This window comes from Mesorhizobium sp. M1338, from assembly GCF_040318045.1.
GTDB lineage: Bacteria > Pseudomonadota > Alphaproteobacteria > Rhizobiales > Rhizobiaceae > Mesorhizobium.
Genome location: NZ_JAMYLL010000002.1, coordinates 18350 through 38695 on the forward strand (window position 1 = coordinate 18350; position 20346 = coordinate 38695).

21 protein-coding genes are annotated in these 20346 nt (G+C 63.0%); 7 read left to right on the forward strand and 14 right to left on the reverse strand.

Annotated features, from left to right (window positions below; translation table 11 throughout):
• Positions 1-122: 122 nt before the first annotated feature.
• Positions 123-1421, reverse strand: a complete 1299-nt coding sequence (locus NKH19_RS02075; protein ID WP_352981605.1) for an MFS transporter — start codon at positions 1419-1421, stop codon at positions 123-125.
• A 120-nt stretch (positions 1422-1541) separates the two neighbouring features.
• Between NKH19_RS02075 and NKH19_RS02080 the strand changes: the two genes are divergently transcribed.
• On the forward strand, positions 1542-2465 hold the full coding sequence (locus NKH19_RS02080; protein WP_352981606.1) for a LysR substrate-binding domain-containing protein: 924 nt from the start codon (positions 1542-1544) through the stop codon (positions 2463-2465).
• 27 nt (positions 2466-2492) lie between these two features.
• Here NKH19_RS02080 and der read toward each other — a convergent pair whose 3' ends face one another.
• Complete coding sequence (der, locus tag NKH19_RS02085; protein ID WP_352883386.1) at positions 2493-3926, reverse strand: ribosome biogenesis GTPase Der; 1434 nt, start codon at positions 3924-3926, stop codon at positions 2493-2495.
• Positions 3923-4588 (reverse strand): tetratricopeptide repeat protein, encoded by a 666-nt coding sequence (locus tag NKH19_RS02090; protein ID WP_352981607.1) that lies wholly within the window; start codon positions 4586-4588, stop codon positions 3923-3925. The genes der and NKH19_RS02090 overlap by 4 nt, the downstream gene beginning before the upstream one ends.
• A gap of 208 nt (positions 4589-4796) precedes the next feature.
• Between NKH19_RS02090 and NKH19_RS02095 the strand changes: the two genes are divergently transcribed.
• Positions 4797-5804 (forward strand): polysaccharide deacetylase family protein, encoded by a 1008-nt coding sequence (locus NKH19_RS02095; protein ID WP_352981865.1) that lies wholly within the window; start codon positions 4797-4799, stop codon positions 5802-5804.
• Positions 5805-5837: 33 nt separating this feature from the next.
• On the opposite strand, the gene sbmA is transcribed toward NKH19_RS02095, so the two are convergent.
• The 3 genes from sbmA to NKH19_RS02110 all read right to left on the reverse strand — a co-directional run bounded on the left by sbmA (position 5838) and on the right by NKH19_RS02110 (position 8704).
• A complete protein-coding gene (gene sbmA, locus NKH19_RS02100; protein ID WP_352870385.1) occupies positions 5838-7097 on the reverse strand; it encodes a peptide antibiotic transporter SbmA in 1260 nt (419 codons plus the stop codon).
• A 114-nt stretch (positions 7098-7211) separates the two neighbouring features.
• Positions 7212-8372, reverse strand: a complete 1161-nt coding sequence (locus tag NKH19_RS02105; protein WP_352981608.1) for a YbfB/YjiJ family MFS transporter — start codon at positions 8370-8372, stop codon at positions 7212-7214.
• Positions 8373-8476: 104 nt separating this feature from the next.
• Positions 8477-8704, reverse strand: a complete 228-nt coding sequence (locus NKH19_RS02110) for a hypothetical protein (RefSeq protein ID WP_352981610.1) — start codon at positions 8702-8704, stop codon at positions 8477-8479.
• A gap of 97 nt (positions 8705-8801) precedes the next feature.
• Here NKH19_RS02110 and NKH19_RS02115 point away from each other — a divergent pair, with 97 nt between their 5' ends.
• From NKH19_RS02115 to NKH19_RS02125, 3 genes are read left to right on the forward strand one after another with little or no spacing between them, the layout of a single operon-like run.
• Positions 8802-9794, forward strand: a complete 993-nt coding sequence (locus NKH19_RS02115; protein ID WP_352981611.1) for a LysR substrate-binding domain-containing protein — start codon at positions 8802-8804, stop codon at positions 9792-9794.
• Positions 9791-11047 carry an aminopeptidase gene (locus tag NKH19_RS02120; protein ID WP_352981613.1) on the forward strand — a complete coding sequence of 419 codons (1257 nt, stop codon included), beginning with the start codon at positions 9791-9793 and terminating at the stop codon, positions 11045-11047. Before NKH19_RS02115 ends, NKH19_RS02120 begins: the two co-directional genes overlap by 4 nt.
• A 19-nt stretch (positions 11048-11066) precedes the next feature.
• Complete coding sequence (locus tag NKH19_RS02125; protein ID WP_352981614.1) at positions 11067-11420, forward strand: DUF488 domain-containing protein; 354 nt, start codon at positions 11067-11069, stop codon at positions 11418-11420.
• A gap of 222 nt (positions 11421-11642) precedes the next feature.
• Here the strand turns inward: NKH19_RS02125 and NKH19_RS02130 are convergent, their stop codons facing one another.
• Entirely contained in the window at positions 11643-11993 is a 351-nt protein-coding gene (locus NKH19_RS02130; RefSeq protein WP_352981616.1) for an ArsC family reductase, read from the reverse strand.
• A 74-nt stretch (positions 11994-12067) separates the two neighbouring features.
• Between NKH19_RS02130 and NKH19_RS02135 the strand changes: the two genes are divergently transcribed.
• A complete protein-coding gene (locus NKH19_RS02135; protein WP_352981866.1) occupies positions 12068-12241 on the forward strand; it encodes an SRPBCC domain-containing protein in 174 nt (57 codons plus the stop codon).
• 47 nt (positions 12242-12288) lie between these two features.
• Here NKH19_RS02135 and NKH19_RS02140 read toward each other — a convergent pair whose 3' ends face one another.
• Entirely contained in the window at positions 12289-12642 is a 354-nt protein-coding gene (locus NKH19_RS02140; protein ID WP_352981618.1) for a SnoaL-like domain-containing protein, read from the reverse strand.
• A 160-nt stretch (positions 12643-12802) separates the two neighbouring features.
• Here NKH19_RS02140 and NKH19_RS02145 point away from each other — a divergent pair, with 160 nt between their 5' ends.
• Complete coding sequence (locus NKH19_RS02145) at positions 12803-13507, forward strand: SOS response-associated peptidase (protein ID WP_352981620.1); 705 nt, start codon at positions 12803-12805, stop codon at positions 13505-13507.
• Between the two features lie 605 nt (positions 13508-14112).
• Here the strand turns inward: NKH19_RS02145 and NKH19_RS02150 are convergent.
• From NKH19_RS02150 to NKH19_RS02175, 6 genes are all read right to left on the reverse strand, one after another.
• On the reverse strand, positions 14113-15198 hold the full coding sequence (locus tag NKH19_RS02150; RefSeq protein ID WP_352981621.1) for an ABC transporter ATP-binding protein: 1086 nt from the start codon (positions 15196-15198) through the stop codon (positions 14113-14115).
• On the reverse strand, positions 15188-15796 hold the full coding sequence (locus tag NKH19_RS02155; protein WP_352981623.1) for a cupin domain-containing protein: 609 nt from the start codon (positions 15794-15796) through the stop codon (positions 15188-15190). Before NKH19_RS02155 ends, NKH19_RS02150 begins: the two co-directional genes overlap by 11 nt.
• Before the next feature lie 177 nt (positions 15797-15973).
• A complete protein-coding gene (locus tag NKH19_RS02160; RefSeq protein ID WP_352981625.1) occupies positions 15974-17113 on the reverse strand; it encodes an ABC transporter substrate-binding protein in 1140 nt (379 codons plus the stop codon).
• Positions 17098-17961, reverse strand: a complete 864-nt coding sequence (locus tag NKH19_RS02165) for an ABC transporter permease (protein ID WP_352981627.1) — start codon at positions 17959-17961, stop codon at positions 17098-17100. The genes NKH19_RS02160 and NKH19_RS02165 overlap by 16 nt, the downstream gene beginning before the upstream one ends.
• Entirely contained in the window at positions 17958-18842 is an 885-nt protein-coding gene (locus NKH19_RS02170) for an ABC transporter permease (protein ID WP_352981628.1), read from the reverse strand. Before NKH19_RS02170 ends, NKH19_RS02165 begins: the two co-directional genes overlap by 4 nt.
• A gap of 101 nt (positions 18843-18943) precedes the next feature.
• A complete protein-coding gene (locus tag NKH19_RS02175) occupies positions 18944-20227 on the reverse strand; it encodes an NAD(P)/FAD-dependent oxidoreductase (RefSeq protein ID WP_352981630.1) in 1284 nt (427 codons plus the stop codon).
• Between the last annotated feature and the right edge of the window lie 119 nt (positions 20228-20346).

The following is a 20346-nucleotide window of genomic DNA, read 5'->3' on the forward strand; positions in this document are numbered from 1 at the left end:
CAGACCCCACTGGAGAGCAAAATGATGCATTAACCTTGATGGGACGTTAACGGGTTCGATCGGGTTTTTCCGATCGGCTCGAGGTCGTGGTTTGGAAGTCGGGCGGTTTTGCGGCGGGCCATTCAGGCCGGCCGCAGGAAGATCGGCCAGGCGACCAGTGCGCAGATGGCGGCGGATAGCCAGACTCCGGACCATGACCAGAGGTGCAAGAGCCCCGGAATGGCCACCGGCACCAGGAAGAAGCCTATGAAAACGAAGCTGTTGGCAAGGCTGAGCGCGGTTCCGACATGGCCGGCGCCGGCAAGCGTGGCAAGCTCGGTATAGGCAACGCCGTGCCAGGCGGAGACTGAGACGCCTGCGACAATCAGCACAGCGGGAAGGATCGCCATAAGCAAGAATTGTCCGCCTGATATGGCGGAACTGGCCAGAACCAGCAGCCAAAGCACGGCTAAGGCAAGCGCGCTGAGCGCACTGCACAACCGAAGGAACTGACGGCGGTTGCCGTGGCGGTCGGTGAAGCGGCCGCTCCAGATGCGCATGACCATGGCGCCGACCTGCACGGCGGCGAGGCTCGCGCTGATCGCTGCCGTTCCCAGCCCAACGAAGTCGTGCAGGAACACGGAGGCGAAGGTGAGCACGGCCACCTGCGGAAAGCAGAGCAGGCCGATGGCGGTGGCGATACGCCAGACGTCCGGATTGCGCAGCGGCGCCGGTCCGGCCGCAGCCGCCGAAACGAGATGGCCTTCGCCCGCCGTCGGCGGCTCGTGCAGCCAGCGCCAGGCGAATAGGGCAGAGAGAGCCGATGCAGCCGCTAGGACGCCGAACACCGCGGCAAAGCCGAAAGCCAGGGCAAGCGAGGGCAGGACGAGCGCGCCAAGGCCGCCGCCGAGCGGCACCGCCGTCTGCCTGATGCTCATGGCAAAGCCGCGCTCGTTTTCCCGAAACCAGCCCATGATGGCGCGGCCGCTCGAACCGTTGACGCTGCCGCCGAGCAGTCCGGTGATGAGCAGGCTCGCGGACAAGAGCATGACGTCGGGAACACCAGTCCTTGTGGGCACAACCAGCATCGCCATGACCAGGAGCCACGCAGCCGTGGCGCCAAGCCCGACCAGAAGCACGCGGCGATCACCCCAGCGATCGGTGAGCAGGCCCCATGGCAGTTCGCTAAGCGCGACCCCCAGCCCGAGAAGGCCGAGTGCAAGGCCGAGCTCGGCATTGGCCAAATGATACCCCTGGCGAAGCATGACCGCCGTTGCCGGTATGCCGGAGAAAGTGGCCGAGAAGCTGGCATTGGCGGCAACGCCGATGCCCAGAACCTTCCAGCGATGGTTGGGCTTGAATGTTCTCTCGACGGAACCGACAGCCATATCTTCCCCGAGTTCCGGCGGCTGTCGGTCGGTGCAATCGACGATGGCGGACATGATTTATTTCCCGTGCTTGGCCAGCGGCCTGAGCCTTGACGGTCTATCTCTAGCGTCGTAATTTGATCCTGAAAATCAGGAAGTTTTAAACCAACTATCCTGAAAAACAGGACTAAAAATATGCGACGCATAACATTCGACCTCGACGTCCTCCGCAGTTTCGTCACCGGCATGGAGCTGGGCAGCTTCGCCAAGGCGGCCGATCGGCTTGGCCGGTCGACGTCGGCGGTCAGTGCGCAATTGAAGAAACTGGAAGAACAGGCGGCGACGCCGATCTTCCGCAAGTCGGGGCGCGGCCTCGCCTTGACCGAGGCGGGCGAGACCATGCTCGGCTATGCGCGCCGGCTGATCGAACTGAATGACGAGGCGGCATCCGCTATCCACGATGTCGAACTGGAGGGCTGGGTAAGGCTCGGCCTGCAGGAGGATTTCGGCGAGGCGGTGCTGCCCGACGTGCTCGGCCGCTTCGCCCGCGCCCATCCCAAGGTCAAGATCGAAGCCAGGATCGCGCGCAGCCACGACCTTGCCGAACGGATCGTGTCAGGCAGTCTCGACATCGCGCTCGCCTGGCACAGCGGCGAGACGCTGCCCTACAGCGAACACGTCGCCGATGTGCAGATGCGCTGGATCGGTCCGGCAAAGCGCATCGAGGCCAGCCTGCGCCACAGTGAGCCACTGCCGCTGGTGGCGCTGGAAGCGCCATGCCTTTTGCGCACGGTTGCAACCGAAACGCTCGACCGCGCCGGCCTGTCGTGGCGGATGGCATTTTCCAGCCCGAGCCTTGGCGGCATCTGGGCAGCAGTTGCGGCGGGGCTGGGGTTGACGATACGCACCGACATCGGCCTGCCGACCAGCGTCAGCGCGATGACGCCGGAGATCGCCGGATTGCCGGCGCTGCCCAAGATGGCGTTGTTCCTGCATCGCAAGGACGCTGAAGCCGAGCCTGTGGCGGCCCGCCTCGCCGATATCCTGCTGGACGCAGCACGGCAAGCACTGCCCGAAAATGCGCGGGCCAGCGACAGCGACCTGCGCAACGTGGCGTGATCATGGTGCGCCAAGGGGCGCCGATAATCAGCTGCGTTTCTTGGACCGGCCAGCGAATGGGTTGTCCGAGGTGCGCAGCGCAATGCGGATCGGCACGCCGGGCAAGTCGAAGGCTTCGCGCAGGCTGTTGGAGAGATAGCGGACATAGGATTGCGGCATCGCATCCGGCCGCGAGCACTGAACGACGAAACCCGGTGGCCGGGTCTTGGCCTGGGTGACGTATTTGACCTTCAGCCGGCGCCCGGCCACGGCGGGCGGCGGATGATGCGCCAGGATGCCTTCCAGCCAGCGGTTGAGCTTACCGGTCGAGACGCGGCTGTTCCACACCTTGTGGGTCCTGATGACGGCATCCATCAGCTTGTCGAGGCCGCGCCCGGTCTCGGCCGAGACGGGTACGGCCTGGAGGCCGCGCGCCTGCGGAAGAAGCCGCTCCGTCTTCTCGCGCAGTTCGGCCAGAAGCTCCTGGGGATGGTCGATCAGGTCCCATTTGTTGAAGGCGATCACCGGCGCACGACCTTCACGGATGATCAGGTCGGCGATCTGCAGATCCTGCTTCTCGAAGGGGATGGTGGCATCGAGTACGATGATGACGATCTCGGCGAAACGGATGGCGCGCAGGCCATCCTGCACCGACATCACTTCCAGCTTTTCGTGGATCCTGGCCTTGCGGCGCATGCCGGCCGTGTCGAACAGTTTCAGGCGGCGGCCATGCCAGTCCCAGTCGACGGAGATGGAATCGCGGGTGATGCCGGCTTCCGGTCCGGTCAGCAGCCGCTCTTCGCCAATCAGCGCGTTGATCAATGTCGACTTGCCGGCATTGGGACGACCGACGACGGCGATGCGCATCGGCTTGGTGTCGTCGTAGGTGTGCTCGGCATCAGGATCGGCGATATCCTCGCCGATCAGAACCTCGCCGGCAGCGACTTCTTCGTCTTCGCCATCTTCATTTTCGCCGAAAGCACGCGCTTCGCCGAGCGCGCCAATCACGGCATCACGCAGGTCGGGCATACCTTGGCCATGTTCGGCCGAAACCGGGATCGGCTCGCCAAGGCCGAGCTCCCAGGCCTCCAGCATGCCGCCCTGGGCGCCCTTCGCCTCGGCCTTGTTGGCGACCAGCACCACCGGCTTGCCGGACTTGCGCACGATCTCGGCAAAGGTCCTGTCGTCAGGCAACAGGCCGGACTTGGCGTCGATGGTGAAGAAGATCAGGTCGGCCTCGCGGATGGCGATCTCGGTCTGCGCGCGCATGCGGCCGGGCAAGGTCGAGGCGCCCGCATCCTCGAAGCCGGCGGTGTCGATGACGTCGAAATGCAGATCGTAGAGCTTGGCGGCATGGACGCGACGGTCGCGGGTGACGCCAGGCGTGTCGTCGACAAGCGCCAGCTTCCTTCCCACCAGCCGGTTGAAAAGAGTCGATTTGCCGACGTTAGGTCTGCCGATGATGGCGACTTTGAAGGTCACGACGCACTGCCCGACCCGCGGATCAGTTCGGACATCAACGTTGCACGCTCGCGGGTGTTGCGCGGCGCGCCGTCATCGGCGGCGATCTGGTCGAACAGCTTTAGCGCGTCCTGGGTCTTGCCTTCCTTCCAGGCAGAAAGGCCGAGTGCCTCGCGCGCCGTATGGCGCAAGGTGTTGGTATCCGATGTGAGCGCCTCGACACGGCTGGAGACGTCGGCGAAGGAGCCATGGTCGACAAGCAGGAGTGCTGCCCGCAGGCGCGCCATGTCGCGAATGCCTTGGGGTATGGCGGTGTCGGCGGCGACATCGTCGAAATCCTTGACGGCGGCGGCGACGTCGCCCTTGTCGGCCTTGACGGTCGCGCCGCGCATGCGGGCGAGCAACGGATAGGCGCCGTAGCCATCCTTCTCCAACTGATCGAGGGCGGTCAGCGCTTCATCGTTCTTGCCGTCATTGGCAAGCTTCAGCGCCTGCGAGAACGCATCGCCGGAGCGGTTGGCGCGCGTCTCGTCCCAATAGCGATAACCGACGAAGGCGGCGGTGCCGAGCACCACGAGGATCGCGAGGACAAGCAAGGCGGGACCGAAGCGGTCCCACAGCGCCTGCGCCTGGTCGCGACGCATCTCGTCGTTGACTTCACGGATAAAACTGTCGTCGGACATCGATCAAAACCATTCCTGCCCGGTCGGGCCTTTGTCAGCCCGCGTTTTAGCGAAATTTTGTCGGCATGGAAGGGGTTCAACCGGAAAATCGCCTATTCCCGAGGCAAGCAGCCGAAAAGGCCAATCGCACCCACGCCACATTTCGGGGATAGCCGGCTTCCAGACGTCCCCCAGAGTGCAGATCAGAAGAGTGCAGATCAGATTGCCTATGCTTCGTCCGTTCCGCGTTGTTGCGTTTTCCCTCGCCTCGCTCGCCACCGCCGGCGGGGCTTTGGCCGATCCGCCCGCGCCACCAATGCCGGCAAAGCCCAAGCAGGTCGTCATCATCTCGTTCGACAGCGCCCGCGACATTTCGCAGTGGAAGCGCAGCCGGGCACTGGCGCAGCGTACCGGCGCGCATTTCACCTATTTCCTCTCCTGCGTCTTCCTGCTGTCGCCGGAGACACGCAAGCAATACGACGCACCCGGCAAAAGCGCCGGCAAATCCAATATCGGCTTTGCCGCCTCGAAGCAGGAAGTCACCGAGCGGCTCGAACAGATCGGCCTTGCCGCGCATGAAGGCCACGATATCGCCAGCCATGGCTGCGGCCATTTCGACGGCAAGGACTGGAGCAAGGCCGACTGGCTGAAAGAGTTCAGTTCGTTCGAGCACATTCTTGAGAACGCCTATGCGATCAACGGCATTGCGCCCGAACCCGAGGGCTGGCGCGATTTCGCGCGGCATGCGGTGGCCGGTTTTCGCGCGCCGTATCTGTCGGCGAACAAGGCCCTCTACGAGGCTCTGCCGGCGGCCGGCTATCAGTTCGACGCCAGCGGCGTCTCGCAGGGGCCGGCCCGGCCGATGGCCGGCAACGGCATCATGCAGTTTTCGCTGCCGCAGATTCCGGAGGGACCGAAGTCACGGCCGGTGATCGCCATGGATTACAATCTCTATGTCAGGCATTCCGGCGGCTTCGAGCGGCCAGGCAAGGCGGACGAATTCGCGAACCGCACCTATGATGCCTTCCGCGCCGCCTTCGACAAGCAGTATGCGGATAAGCGCATTCCGCTTGAGCTCGGCTTCCACTTCACGCCGATGAATGACGGCGCCTACTGGAACGCGCTGGAGCGCTTTGCCGGCGAGGTCTGCGTCAAGGCCGATGTCGAGTGCATCAGTTTTCGCGACTATGTATCGCGCCAGGACGCTGCCCAGAAGCAGGCTTCGGTTGGCGGCTGAGCCGCCAACCCGGTTCGATTTCCAACCTGGCCTTTAGGCCGGATCTTCAACGCCCTGTTTTGCCAGATAGCGCTGGTCGATGTCCGGCAGCGGCTCGCCGAGCAGGGTCGCCTCGAAGGCGCGCAGGCGTTTGTGGACCGATTGCAGCTCAACGATTGTCGACCAGGAGGTGAGCAGAAACTGCAGCGACCCGGTCACTTTACCGAATGCATTCGAAATCTGGTTCAGCGCGCCGAACGTTATCTTGTGTGCAACCAGCGACGGACCCAGGATCAGCAGCGAGAAAATGTTGTCGGCCTGCAGGTAGGTGTAACGGACGACGTTGAAATAGATGTAGTGGAAATAGAGCCTGAAATAATTGTGACGAACGTTCGCGAACAGCTCGGCAGTGGTGGCTGGCTGGGCCCTGTCCGCGTGATCCTCGCCGTAGACGAGTTCCTTGCGATAGGCGGCCTCGACGCGCTGGTTGCGGAACTGCAGTCCTGGAAGCTTCATGCCGGCAATCATGACCGAGATCGTTCCGAACAGACACCAGGCAAGGGCCGCGACCACCAATGGCTGCGGGATCGCGCCGATAATCGGCAACTCGGTGATATGGGCCTGCAACTGGATCATGACCGGCAGGAATGCGATCAGGGTCATGATCGACTGGACGAAGCTGGAGCCGAGATCCTCCATGATCTGCGAGAACCGCATCGTGTCTTCCTGGATACGCTGCGAAGCACCCTCGATATGTCGAAGCCTGCCCCAGTTCTCGACAAAATAATCATTCATCGCCGTGCGCCAGCGGAAGATCCAGTGGCTGACGATGAAGGCATTGACCACCTGCACGTTCATGCCGATCAACGCGAGCCACGAAAAATCTGCCAATCCGATATAAAATTCGGCGTTGGTCGACTTTCCGGTCCCCGACATCAGTCCCTGTACGTAGTCGAAGAATGGCCCGTACCAGGCGTTGACGGCGACACTGACCTGCACATTGAAATAGATGAAGAACAGGATGACTGAGGTCATCAGGATCGACCAGCGTTGCCATGGATGCGGCGAATACCAGCTCCAGAACGCATAGAAGACGGCCACGCAGAACGCGAAATAGAGATAAAACCATAGAAACGGCGGCGACATGAGAATGGCGATGCCGATAATGGGCGGCGCGCCGGCCATGGCGGGTGGCAATCCGAAAACCGCGCCCAATTGTTCACCACCGAAAAACCAGAACAGGATCGCCGCAAGGCTCCAGACGGCGGCCGAAGAGAAAAAAAGCTTCGGCTGCGGGAAAAAGGATACGAACACTGTGGGGAATTCCTCGATCTAGGCGCAAATCAGCTGACTACGGCGGGCATAAAGTCACACATTAGCTGGAAAGAAAATGCCCGTGCCCGATGCCTGCACCGAGCAACCCCACAATCATGGCGATTTTGGCGCAGCCGACCATGTGAGGCCGCCGGAGACGACCAGCATGATGGCGGCGGCGATCGAGGCGAGGAAGAAATCGCCGGACATTTGCGCCAGCAGCCCGGCGGCGATCGGGCCGATGATCTGGCCTACGCCGAACGCAGCCGTCATCAGGGCAAAGATCCGCCGCGGCGCCCGCGGTGCAAGCTGTCTGGCGGCCTGGAGGCCAAATGCGGTGATGGCTATGAAGGTGCCGCCGAGCAGCACGCCGCCGAGCAACGGCCCGGTACGTCCGCCGATGGCGACGCTGGCGGTGACGCCGACAACTTCGATGATGCATGCCAGCGCATAGGCGGCATAGAGGCCGGTCCGAGCGGCGATCTTCTGCCAGAGCCAGGTCGAGGGAAAGCCGGCAAGGCCGGCGACCATCCACACCATGGTCTCGAAGACCCGGCTGCCGCCGCCTTGCCGAACGATGGCGACCAGGAACGTCGCCGTCACCACGTAGCCGAAGCCGAACAGGCCGTAAGCAATGATGACCTTGATCAACGACCGGTCCATCCGCAGTGCCGGCTCGCGGGCGACTTCGCCATTGGTGAGCGGACCCTCGTCGACCATCAACGCCACGAGTACGAAACCGCAAGCCGAGATTGCCGCCGACCATAGCCAGCCCGCCGCCCAGCCGGCATGTTCGGTGACGAGCACCGCCATCATCGCCGCGGAGATTGCGATGCCGAGGCCGACGCCGGCGAAATGCCACGCCTGCAGGTCGCCGCGACCGGCAGCCGCGATATGGCTGAAAACGATGCTGGCCATGAACACCATGACGAAGGCGCTGGCCAGGCCGGCCAGAAAGCGGACAACGAGAAAGGCGGCCATCATATCGGTCAGCCCCATCAACTCGGCCAGGACCGCACTGGCGCCGAGCCCCACCAGCATCAGCAGGCGCTCACGCCCATGCGCCCAGCCGCCCGCCGCGGCTAAGGCGCCGAGGAGATAACCGAGATAGTTGGCGGAGGCGATCCATCCGGCATCGGCCGGCGACAGATGCAGTTCCTGCATCATGCCGGGCAGGATCGGCGTGTAGACGAAGCGGCCGATGCCCATCGCGACGGCCATGGCAACCATGCCCGCGAAGGTGAAACGCAGCGCTGTTGAGGTGGCTGATGTCATTGCACTGCACAATAAATGCAGGAGTCGCCGAAACAATCCGCCATTCGTTAGGCCAGTGCGACCCTCGCCTCGACTTTCCCCAAGCCGGAACGCTTAGCGCCCGCTCAGCAGCGCCCACCGAAACCGGCTCGCAATGAAGCGGTCTCATGCACTGTCCGCCGCGCCGTCAGCCTGAACGGCACGTCGCCAAGTTCGCGCTCCGACATGGTGTTCAGCACGGGGTGCGAAAGCGGATCGGTCAGCCACCTCAGCGCCTCGCTCTCCCGGCTGGGCTCATATGCGGAACCTGCAGCGAAAAACCCCTTCAGCGACGACGACAAGATCCTTAGCATTTTTGGCTCCGGGGGTCTGTCTTCCCTTGCATAAAATCTGCCGTTTCGACGGGTCTTTCAATTGAGATTTCGGCTGGACCGGTTTAGAAAATCTCAAATGACCATGCTCAACCGCGTTCATCTCAACGGCCTTCGCGCCGTCGAAACCGTTGCCCGTCTCGGATCCCTGGCGGCTGCCGCCGGTGAACTCAACGTGTCCGTCAGTGCCGTCAGCCAGCAGATAAGCCGCACCGAGAAGCAGCTCGGCCAGACGCTGTTCGATCGAACGGCGAGCGGTCTCGTGCTGACCGAATTCGGCGCCCTCTTCGCGGCCCGCCTTGGTGCAGGATTTCGCGAGCTTGCCCAGGCCGTGGCGCTGGCCGACGAGGCGACGCAATGCACCTTGGTGGTTTCGGTGGCGCCGGCCTTTGCCTCGAAGTGGCTTTTGCCGCGACTGTCGCGTCACTTCGCCCGGCATCCCAACGTGCTTTTGCGCATCGACGCTTCGATGCGGCTGGCCGATCTCGATCATTCCGACATCGACATCGCCATCCGGCTTGGCGACGGCAAGTGGCCGGGCGGGCGGACGGAACTGCTCTTGGCGCAGGAAGTCTTCCCGGTCTGCGCGCCGGCGATCGCAAAAAAACTGAAGTCGATCGAGGATCTTGCCCAGACCTGCGCGATCACCGACGAGCGGGCGATGATCAGTTGGGACAGCTGGTTCGAGACGGCCGGTGTTCCGCCGGTCACCTTCCTGAAGGGCGCGCGTTTCACCGACCCGATGCTGTGCCTGGAATCGGCGATTGCCGGCCATGGCGTGATGCTGGGCTGGCAGTTGCTCGCCGCCGATGCGCTCGCCGATGGGCGACTGGTGGCGCCGTTCGGAATCCGCGCCCAGAGCGGCCTCGGCTATTGGCTGGTGACCTCGTCCGCGAGGGCCGAAAGCCGCAAGGTTCGGGATTTCAAGATCTGGATCAGGGAAGAGATCGAGGCGACCATGGCGCAGTTCGGGTCGGCAACCACTGCACCCGCCGGCGCGATCGCGGTGGAAACGACCGTGGCGCCGCTCTATGATGAGTCGGACATCAAACTACGACAGGCAGGATCATGACCACACATTCGCGCGGCGTTTCCGCATCGATCGACCCGGTGAAGCTCGACAGGCTGGCGGAGGTCGCCATCAAGGTCGGGCTGCAATTGCAGCCAGGGCAGGATCTGGTGCTGACTTCATCGATCGCGGCACTGCCGCTGACCAGGCGGATCGTCGAACACGCCTACAAGGCCGGCGCCGGGTTGGTGACGCCTATCTTCAACGACGACGAGATGACGCTGGCGCGCTATCGCTTCGGCGCCGATGCGAGCTTCGACCGCGCCGCCGGCTGGCTTTATGAAGGCATGGCGAAAGCCTTTGCCAACAATGCTTCCAGGCTTGCCGTGCGCGGCGAGGATCCGTCGCTGTTGTCGGCACAGGATCCGGCGAAAGTGGCGCGCGCCAACAAGGCCAATTCGATGGCCTATCAGCCGGCACTGGAAAAGATCACCGGCTTCGACATCAACTGGAACATCGTCGCCTATCCGGACCTCGCCTGGGCCAGGCAGGTTTTCCCCGGCGACGCCGACGATGTTGCGGTCGCAAAGCTCGCCGACGCCATTTTCGCCGCATCGCGGGTGGACGTCGAGGATCCGATCGGCAACTGGAAGGCGCACAATGCGGCACTTCGTGGCCGCACGGAATGGCTCAACGGCCACAATTTCCATGCGCTGCACTTCACCGGGCCAGGCACCGACCTGACCGTCGGGCTGGCGGACGGCCATGAATGGATGGGCGGCGCCTCGACCGCCAAGAACGGCGTCACCTGCAACCCCAACATCCCGACCGAAGAGGTCTTCACCACGCCGCATGCGAGGCGGGTCGAGGGTCATGTCTCCTCGACCAAGCCGCTGTCCTACCAGGGCACGATGATCGACGAGATCTCGGTGCGTTTCGAAGAGGGCAGGATCGTCGAGGCCAAGGCATCAAAGGGCGAGGACGTGCTGAAGAAGGTGCTCGACACCGATGAAGGCGCACGCCGCCTCGGCGAGGTGGCGCTGGTGCCGCATTCCTCGCCGATCTCAGCGAGCGGCCTGTTGTTCTTCAACACGCTGTTCGACGAGAACGCCGCCTGCCACATCGCGCTCGGCCAGTGCTATTCGAAGTGCTTCGTCGACGGCGCCTCGCTCAGCCAGGACGAGATCTCTCGGCGCGGCGGCAACAAGAGTTTCATCCACATCGACTGGATGATCGGTTCGGACAGGATCGACATAGACGGCGTTCACAAGGACGGCGCCCGCGTGCCTGTCATGCGCAAGGGCGAGTGGGCCTGACCCGCTTACGGAGGGTCCGATGGCCTTCGATCTGGCGGTCAAGCGGATCTACGAGCCACCCGCGCCCGACGATGGGCAGCGGGTTCTCGTAGACCGCATCTGGCCGCGCGGTGTCAGCAAGCAAGACGCCGCGCTGACGCTGTGGCTGAAGGAGATCGCGCCGAGCGACGAGTTGCGCAAATGGTTCGGCCACGAGGCGTCGCGCTGGGCTGAGTTTCAGGAGCGGTACCGGGTTGAGCTGGACGGGAATGAAGATGCGGTGGACAAATTGCGCGGCCTGCTCCGCCACGGCAAGGTGACGCTGCTCTATGGCGCGCATGACGAGGCCCACAACAACGCGGCGGCGCTGGCGGGCTATTTGCGCGGGGGGTGAGGCGGCTGGAATTTCTGAAGGCCGGCGGGACGGCGCCCCCCTCTGTCCTGCCGGACATCTCCCCCACACGGGGGGAGATTGGCAGCTTTGGCGCCTTCGCCCTTCGTATCGTTTCGTTGAAAATTAGCGAAAGCGCCGCGACATCCAATCTCCCCCCTCGTGGGGGAGATGTCCGGCAGGACAGAGGGGGGCGTGAAGGAACGCGGCGGGGCGAGTGTCGCTCTACTTCCCCACCGCCGCCTGATAAACATCAGCCTTGAACCCCACCAGAATCCGATCATCCACCTCCAGCACCGGCCGCTTGATCATGGTCGGCTTGGCCAGCATCAGCGCCTTGGCCTTCTTTTCATCCAGCCCTTGCTTGTCCTTGTCCGCCAGTTCGCGAAACGTGGTGCTCGCCTTGTTGAGCAGCTTTTCCCAGCCGACCTTGCCAACCCAGCCGTCGAGGCGCTTGGCGTCCAGCCCCTCTGCCCTGAAATCGTGAAACCGGTAGGCAACGTCATGGGCCTCCAGCCAGACGCGCGCCTTCTTGACCGTGTCGCAGGTGGTGATGCCGTAGATGGTGATGGTCAAAACAGTGGCCCTTCGGACTTCGAATCTGATCGCAGACTAAGGGCGCCCACCGCACTTTGCCAGCGGCCGCATCGGTGCCCGGCGGGCTGTTCCGGACGCGCATGCAGTCGCAGGACGGCAATGAGGTCAACGACGGCCATTGCTGCTTTCTCCAAATCGTGCCGAACGAGCGGCTGGTTTGGAGTATGTTAAAACGATCTGAACCTCGCACGTGGCGACCAAGACGTCGTCTTGGCCGCCACGCTTAATCTCTACCCAGCAGCGAAGAGAGCAAGCCCCCAAAGCCGCTCCGGCCTCAGTAATAGAAGCGCTCTTCGGTAATCTTGCCATTCTTGACCGTGTACAGGCCAACTTCATCCATGGTGACACGCTCGCCGGTAGCCTTGGGCGTTATGTCGAACTTGAAGCGCACCGCGAACTGGTCGCCGTTGACATAGGGCCCCTCGACCGAGCCGCCATGCACTTCGTTGTTCTCCTGCCACCACTGACCCTTCTGCCTGAGAGCCTCCTTGCCACGAGAGATGGCCATCGGCCCCTCCATGGCTTCGAGGCTGACAATGTCATCGGCATTGTATTTCTCGGCCGCAGCTTCGTTGTTCCCCTGCTTGAGCAGCTCGGTGAAGTCCTTGGCAATTTCTGCAATGGTCATTTGTGTTCCTCCGTTCAGACGAATTGCAAATAGGGAACAGCTTGCTGGCCTGCCATCGTCATCCGCTCGGTAGCTGACAAGCCATGTCAGGATGATATCGCGCGGACCGGCTCCCGCACATTCGGTTGCGGACACGAGCCATTTCCGCGATCCTAGGTGAATGTGCAACCTCTACAACATCACCACGACGCAAGAGGCGGTCCGCCAATGGACGCGCACACTGCGCGATATCAGCGGCAACCTTGAGCCTTCCGTGGACATCTATCCCAACCAGCCCGGCCCGGTCGTTCGCAACACGGCGGACGGGGAGCGTGAGCTGGCGAAACTGTTTTGGGGTTTGCCAACGCCGCCTGAACGCATGAAGGGCAAGGCGGACTACGGCACCACAAACGTTCGCAATCCGCAATATTCTCACTGGCAACAGTTTGTTGGCATCGAGCATAGATGCGTCGTGCCGGTGACCAGCTTTGCGGAACCCAGCCCTACACCGAACGACAAAGACCCGGAAACAGGAATCCAGCGCAATTATTGGTTTGCCCGTGATGAAAGCCGACCTTTATTTTTCTTCGCTGGTTTTTGGACTCGTTGGCATGGCGTGCGGAAAGTCAAGGATGGTCCTGCTGACTTCGAGTTGTACGCCTTCATGACAACCAAGCCTAATGCGCTCATCGCGCCAATCCACGAGAAGGCCATGCCCGTGATCCTGACGACGTCGGAAGAGACCGAGGCTTGGCTGACAGCGCCGTGGTCAGACGCGCGGCATTTGCAGCGGACAGCGCTCGACGACGCGTTGGTGATCGTCGAGAAACCAGCCACACAGATCAAGTTCCCGCAGCAGGCTCCGGCCCAGGGATCTCTTTTCTAAGCTGCAGGATCGCCGTATCAGCCCCTTCCTCAATCCTCGTCTCGCCAAATCGCTCGGCGAACCACGCGGATTTCGACAAGGCGTCTGACACGAATTTTCAATCGTTCGACAGCACTCGGAAGGATGATATCGGCGTCAAGCTCGCGTAGTTTGCAGCGTTCGCACCGCATATGCCGTTCCACATCCCAAAAGGGGATGTCACCGACCAGCTTTGCGAGGTCGCCGGGCAGGTAGTGCCGAGTGATGTTGCAGTTCCGGCATCGGACACGAACGAGTTGCCCGACGTCGTGCGCTAGGCACAGAGTTTGCACATTTCGGCGCGGTCGGCTGCTGGGTTCCGGCATCGGCCAGATCTAGGAATGTATTCCTTGCCAGTCAATCCATACTTAATTCCATGTGTTCACAACCGGCAGGAGGATCCCAGATAGGCCAGGCCGACCGCCGACGCGAACCTGGCCCTCAACCTACCAAGTCCCGTAGCCGATGATGTCCTTGACCTTGAGAAAATCGGGGATCGCCCGGTCGGCATATTCGCGGCCGCGGCCTGAGTGCTTGTAGCCGCCGAACGGCGCGAACGTGTGTTCCGGTTGTTATCGTCGATGAAACTAGCCCGGCAGCATGGGGCAGTTGGCGCCACGGCGCAGGCTGATATGCGCGACGTCGCCGACGCTGAATTGAAAACCCTCGGCCTGGCGCGGCGCGTCGACGACAACAGGTGCGCCCTGCCCGAGTTCGGCATGCAGGCGCAGCGTGCGACCGTGAAAGACGATGCTGTTGACGCGTGCTGGCGCCGTGCCGGCCGCGGCTTCGGTCGTCGCCAAGAGATCCTCCGGGCGCACGCCGACGGTGCGCATGGCCCCTTCAGCGGGAGCGTCGCCGGCTTCGGACGTGGCCTCCAGCGGCATAGCGCCGGCGACGAAATGCAGGCGATCGCCGTCGCGGCCGATGAAACGCGACCGCAGCAGGTTCATCGTGCCGATGAAGCTGGCGACGAATGTGGTGGCTGGCCGGTCGTAGAGTGTGGCCGGCGGTGCGATCTGCTCGATGCGGCCCTTGTTCATGACGACGATGCGGTCCGAGATCGACAGCGCTTCGGTCTGGTCGTGCGTGACCATGACGAAGGTGGTGCCGAGCCGCGACTGCAACCGCTTTAGTTCGACCTGCATCTGCTCACGCAGATGCGCGTCGAGCGCCGACAGCGGCTCGTCGAGCAACAGCACGCGCGGTTCACAGACAATGGCCCGGGCGAGCGCGACACGCTGGCGCTGGCCGCCCGACAGTTCGGAGACGCGGGCGCCGATCTTGTCGGCGAGGCCGACCATGTCGAGCGCTTCGCCGACGCGTTTTGCCTGTTGGCTGCCTGAAAGCCTGCGCAGCGACAGGCCGAAGCCGACATTTTCTTCAACGTTCATGTGCGGAAACAGCGCGTAGTCCTGGAACACGGTGTTGACCGGCCGGTCGTAGGGCCGCAGCGCCGTGATGTCGCGGCCATCGAGCAGCACCTTGCCGCTCGACGGGCTTTCGAAGCCGGCGATAACGCGCAGGCTGGTGGTCTTGCCGCAGCCGGACGGGCCGAGCAGCGTGATGAACTCGCCGCTGATAATGTCGAGATCGACGGCGTCGAGCCCGACGATGCCGCCGGGAAAGATTTTCGAGACCGCCTGCAGCCGGACGAGGGGATCAGGCGCCATCGCGAACCTCGGACGGCTTCGTGGTGTTGACCCAGAGAATCTGGCAACGCTCGGCGCCCGGATTGCGGAAGGCGTGCAAAAGCGTGCTCTTGAAGGCAAAACTGTCGCCCGCCTTCAGCACGTATCTTGTCGCATCCACCACCAGTTCGACCTCGCCCGACAGGACGAAGCCGAACTCATGGCCGGCATGGGCATAGGCCTCGGCCGTGCCGCCGCCGGCTTCCACCGTCACCAGCATGCCGGTCAGCGTCGCGCCAGGCGGCGACAGCAGCGCCTTGGCAATGCCTTCCGATTTGACCGGGATCTGCCGCCGCTTGTCGGCACGCACGCAATAGAGATCGTTGGCGGCATCGTTGCCGTCGGCGATCAGCGCCGACGGCTCGATGTCGAGGGCGGCAGCGAGCGGCCAGATCACCTTGACGCGCAGCGAGGACATGCCACGCTCGATCTGGCTCAGTGCCCCGATCGACACCCCTGCCCTGGCGGCAAGATCGGCCAGCGACAGCTTGCGCTCGAGCCGCAGCGCCCGCACGCGCCGGCCGACCCGCACATCGGCATCGTCCTTCGGCTTCTCAGCCGCTTCGTCCAGCATGTCCATTCATCCGTCCTCGTTTGCTTTTCCCTTCTCCCCTTGTGGGAGAAGGTGGATCGGCGCGAAGCGCCGAGACGGTTGAGGGGTGTTCCAGCGGAATGAGACGCTGGTGTTCCCTGGAACACCCCTCATCCGTCGCCTACGGCGACACCTTCTCCCACAAGGGGAGAAGGAAGAACGCCCTTACCCGCCTGCCTTGACCTTTTCGAACATCTTGGCGAGGTCGTCATTCTGTTTCATCGGTCCGGTGAAGATGGTGGTTTTCAGCATCACCTCGGGATCGGACGGCAATTGCAGTTTCTCCAGTTCCTCCTTCGGCACGGTGGCAAAGGCGGAGCTCAGCGAGCTGCCATAGCCATAGGCCTCGATCAGGTATTTGCCTGAGTCGGCGTCCAGCCGGCTGTTGATGAAGTCATAGGCGAGATCGACATTCTTGGCGTCCTTGAGCATGACGAAACCGCAAGCCCAGGTCAGCATGCCTTCCCTCGGCTTCATGAACTCGACCGGCACGCCCTGCTTCTTCAGCGAGGTGGCCGACGCGTTCCAGATCATGGCGGCGACCAGTTGGCCGCTGGCCAGCGCCTGTTCGACCGAGGTCATGTCGGTGGTGTAGTTGGAGAGCAGCGGGCGCTGCTCGCGCAGCTTCTCGGCCACCTTGTCCATCTCGGCAGGCGTCATGTCGAACGGATTGACGCCGGCCAGAAGCGCGGCAACGATCGGCGTGTCGTGCACCGCGTCGATGGTCGCCATGCGGCCGGCATACTGCTTGTCCCACAGCAGATTCCAGCTCGCTTCCGGGTTCTTCACCAGATCGGTGCGGTAGAGGATCGAGGTGTTGCCCCAGTCCCACGGCACCATCCAGACCTTGCCGTCGCCGGCCTGCAGGTCGGGCAGGTTCTTGAACACCGGGAAGATCGAATCCCAGTTCTTGATGCGCTTGGTGTCGATCGGCTGCAGCAGGCCTTCCTTGTTCCAGCGCGCCACCTTGTCATAGCAGGGATGCGCGATGTCGGGGCGGAAGCCGGCCTTGACCTTGGTGAAGGCGTCATCGTCGTCACCGAAGATCGAGGCCTCGACGCCGTCGGGGTGCGCCGCAAGGAAGCTCTTGTTGAAATCGGGCAGTTCGTAGCCCGACCAGGTGAAATATTGCAGCTTGTCGCCGGCGAAAGCGACGGTCGACGACAGCGCCAATGCCAAGGCGGCCAGGCCGGCCCGGACCGTCTTTCCGGATATCGGGTGGCCGGATATCGGGTGGCCGGATATCGGGTGGCCAGATTTCAGGTCGCCAGATTTCAGGTCGCCAGACTTCAGGTCGAATGCCATTGCAGTTCCTCTCTCATGGTTTGTTTTGGTTGTGGTGGATCGGCGGGCGCCGCCGCGGCCAAGCCGCGATGGCGCAGGATCTCGGCTGCTGCAGCGATAACGAAGGACACCGCCAGGATCGACGTGCCCAGCGCCATGACCGTCGGCAGCGATTTGGGGAACCGCAGCTGGCTCCAGATGTAGAGCGGCAGCGTCGGCTCGGTGCCGGCGAGGAAGAAGACGACGATGAATTCGTCGAAGGAGATCAGGAAGGCCAGCATGAAGGCCGAGACGATGGCCGGCAGGCTGAGCGGCAGCATGACCCGCCGGAAGGTCGTCCAGTCGGAGGCACCGAGATCGAGAGCCGCCTCGCGAATGGTTTTGGGGATGGCGGCGAAGCGGCTGCGCATGATCACCACCGTTGTTGGCAGCGCCACCAATATGTGCCCGAGAACGATGGCGATGCGCGATGGCCCGAGGCCGATGAGGTTGATGAGGATCAGCAGCGATATGCCGACGATGACGCCGGGGATCAGGATCGGCAGCCGGGCAATGGCGCTGATGGCGGCGGCCAGCGGCGAGCGGCCATAGAGATCCATGTAGGACACGGTGATGCCGCACAGCGTAGCACCCATGGCGGCAAGGGCACCGATGACGAGGCTGTTCAGGAGCGCGCCGGTCAGCGCCGAATTGCCGAACAAAGTCGCGTACCATAGCAAGGTAAAGCCTTGCAGCGGAAACGCTGCCTGGATCGAGTTGTTGAAGGAAAACAGCGGGATCAGCAGCACCGGCAGATAGAGAAAGACCAGATAGGCGATGACGTAGGCGCCAAGCCAGCGACCGCCCCGCTGCGTGCGTGTGGTGCTCATGTCCGGCTGCCAAATCTGCGGTCGGTGAAGCGCGCGACCAACACCACGGCAAGGATGACCAGCATCACGGCGACGGAGAGCGCGGCGCCAAACGGCCAGTCATTGGCCTTGCCGAATTGCGCCTGGATAAGGGTGCCGATCATGGTGCTGGCCGGACCGCCGACGAGAGCCGGCGTGACATAATCGCCAACCGTCGGCACGAAGACCACAAGGGCCGCCGCCAGCACTCCCGGCATCGAATTGGGCAGCACGACACGGCGGAAAGAGGTGAATGGCCGCGCGCCGAGATCGGAAGCGGCCTCGATCAGCGATTTCGGGATCGTGTCCAGCGCCACATAAATCGGCAGGATGGCGAACGGCGCATAGGCATGGGCAAGCGTGACGACGACGGCGGCCGGCGTGTTGAGAAAGGCCAATGTCGGCTCGGACCAGATGCCGCTTTCGATCAGCGCCGAGTTCAGCACGCCATTGTAGGCGAGCACGATCTTCCAGGCGAAGACGCGCAGGAGATAGCTGGTCCAGAACGGCAGCGTCACCAGGAACAGCAGCAGGCCGCGCCGCCGGCCGGCGTGGAAGGCAAGGTAGTAGGCGACGGGATAGGCGGTGACGACGGTGGCCAGCGTGACAAGCGCGGCAATGATCAATGAGCGCAGCGTCACCGTCCAGTACAGTGGATCGGACACGACAGTTGCAAAATTCGCCGCGGTGAAACCGGCGCCGAGAAGCGACCCGTCATTGCCGCGGAAGGCGAGGAAAAGCACCAGGCCGAGGGCAAACAGGATCAGCAGGGAGGTGACAAGCGCGCCCGGCAGCAGCATGGCGACCCGGAAGCCCGATGACGACCGGGCCTCTGGCGCTGATGCTGCAACGAGGGTCGACATCGACCTGCCTATCAAATTTTGAAATTGGCCAAGAGTTTTTCATATTCATGAAACTGTCAAGCGAAATCCCAAACGGACCTCATTGGCATGAATCGCCGTGGTCAGCGCTCCAGCGCGTCGAGCAGGCGATACCAGGCGATGGTCGCGGCGACGCCTACCTGGCGGAAGGCGTGGAACGGGATCGGCCGGATCGGTGAAAGCGGGAACGGCAATTGCCTGGCATCTCCACATTGGAGATAGCCAGCGACACTCTCGCCAAGCGCTGTCATCAGGCCGACGCCGCGGCCCTGGCAGCCGACGACGGCCAGCAGGCCCTGCTCGGGCTCGTGGATGTGCGGCAGGTGGTCCGGCGTCATCGCCACACGGCCGAACCAGCGCTTCTCGATCGCGATTTCGGACAGCATGGGGTAGAGCCGCCGCAGCGCCCGCTCGAGATGTGCCCAGTCACTGGTGCTCGTCGGCAAGGCCATGCGGCCACGCCCGCCAAGCACCAGCCGGCCGTCGGCGCTCTTGCGGTAATAGACGAGGATGCGCCTGGAGTCCGACACCGCCTGCGCCTCAGGCAGGATCGTGGCCGAAACGTCGGGCGGCAATGGCGCTGTTGCGATCTGGAACGAATGCAACGGCACGATAGTCTCGGCGAGGCCGGGGATCAGACCATCCGTATAGGCATTGGTCGCCAGCACGACCGCTTTTGCCTGCAATTGCAGCCCGTTCTCCGTTGAGATCCGCCAAACGCCGGCGCTTTTCCCCAACCGGACCACCTTCTGGTGTTCGGCGATTTTCGCACCCGTGGCCGCGGCAATTCGTGCCAGTTCCGATGTGTAGGCTAGCGGATCGATGACACCCGCGCGGCGATCTAGCCAGCCGCCGAGATAGCCCTGCGCGCCGGTCTTGGCTGCGATCTCAGCCGCGCTCAGAAGTTGGACATCGGCGCCGCGCGCCCGCCATTGCCGGTCACGGTTTGCCGCCGCCTTCAGCGCGACCTCGGTGTGCGCCGCCTGGATCCAGCCATGGCGAACGAAAGGGACCGTCAGCTTCTCGTCGCGGATCAGTTCGAACACTGCATCGGCGGTTGAAGCGGCGAAGTTGACGAGCGCCTCGCCGCGCTCCGGGCCAAAATGCTCCAGCAGCCATTCCGGATCGTATTTCAGGCCGGGAATGACCTGCCCGCCATTGAGCCCCGACGCGCCCTGACCGATTTCGCCGGCCTCCAGCACCTGAACGGACAGGCCAAGCCGGGCAGCATGCAAGGCGGTCGACAGGCCCATGATGCCGCCACCGACAATGACGACGTCGGCACGTTCGCCGCTGGGAAAAAGCGACTGAAACCTGGAAGTTGCCTGCGGCTTGCGCCAAATCGGATCGGAGAATGGTGCGGGCAAAGGGGTCACCTGGATGTGTTGCGGGCTGGTGAAAATCGTAGTGAGGATTTCACAATTTTGAAAGACCACTTCAGTTTTCGTCTGTGGACCGACGCCGACAGACGAGATCAGAAGCTGGA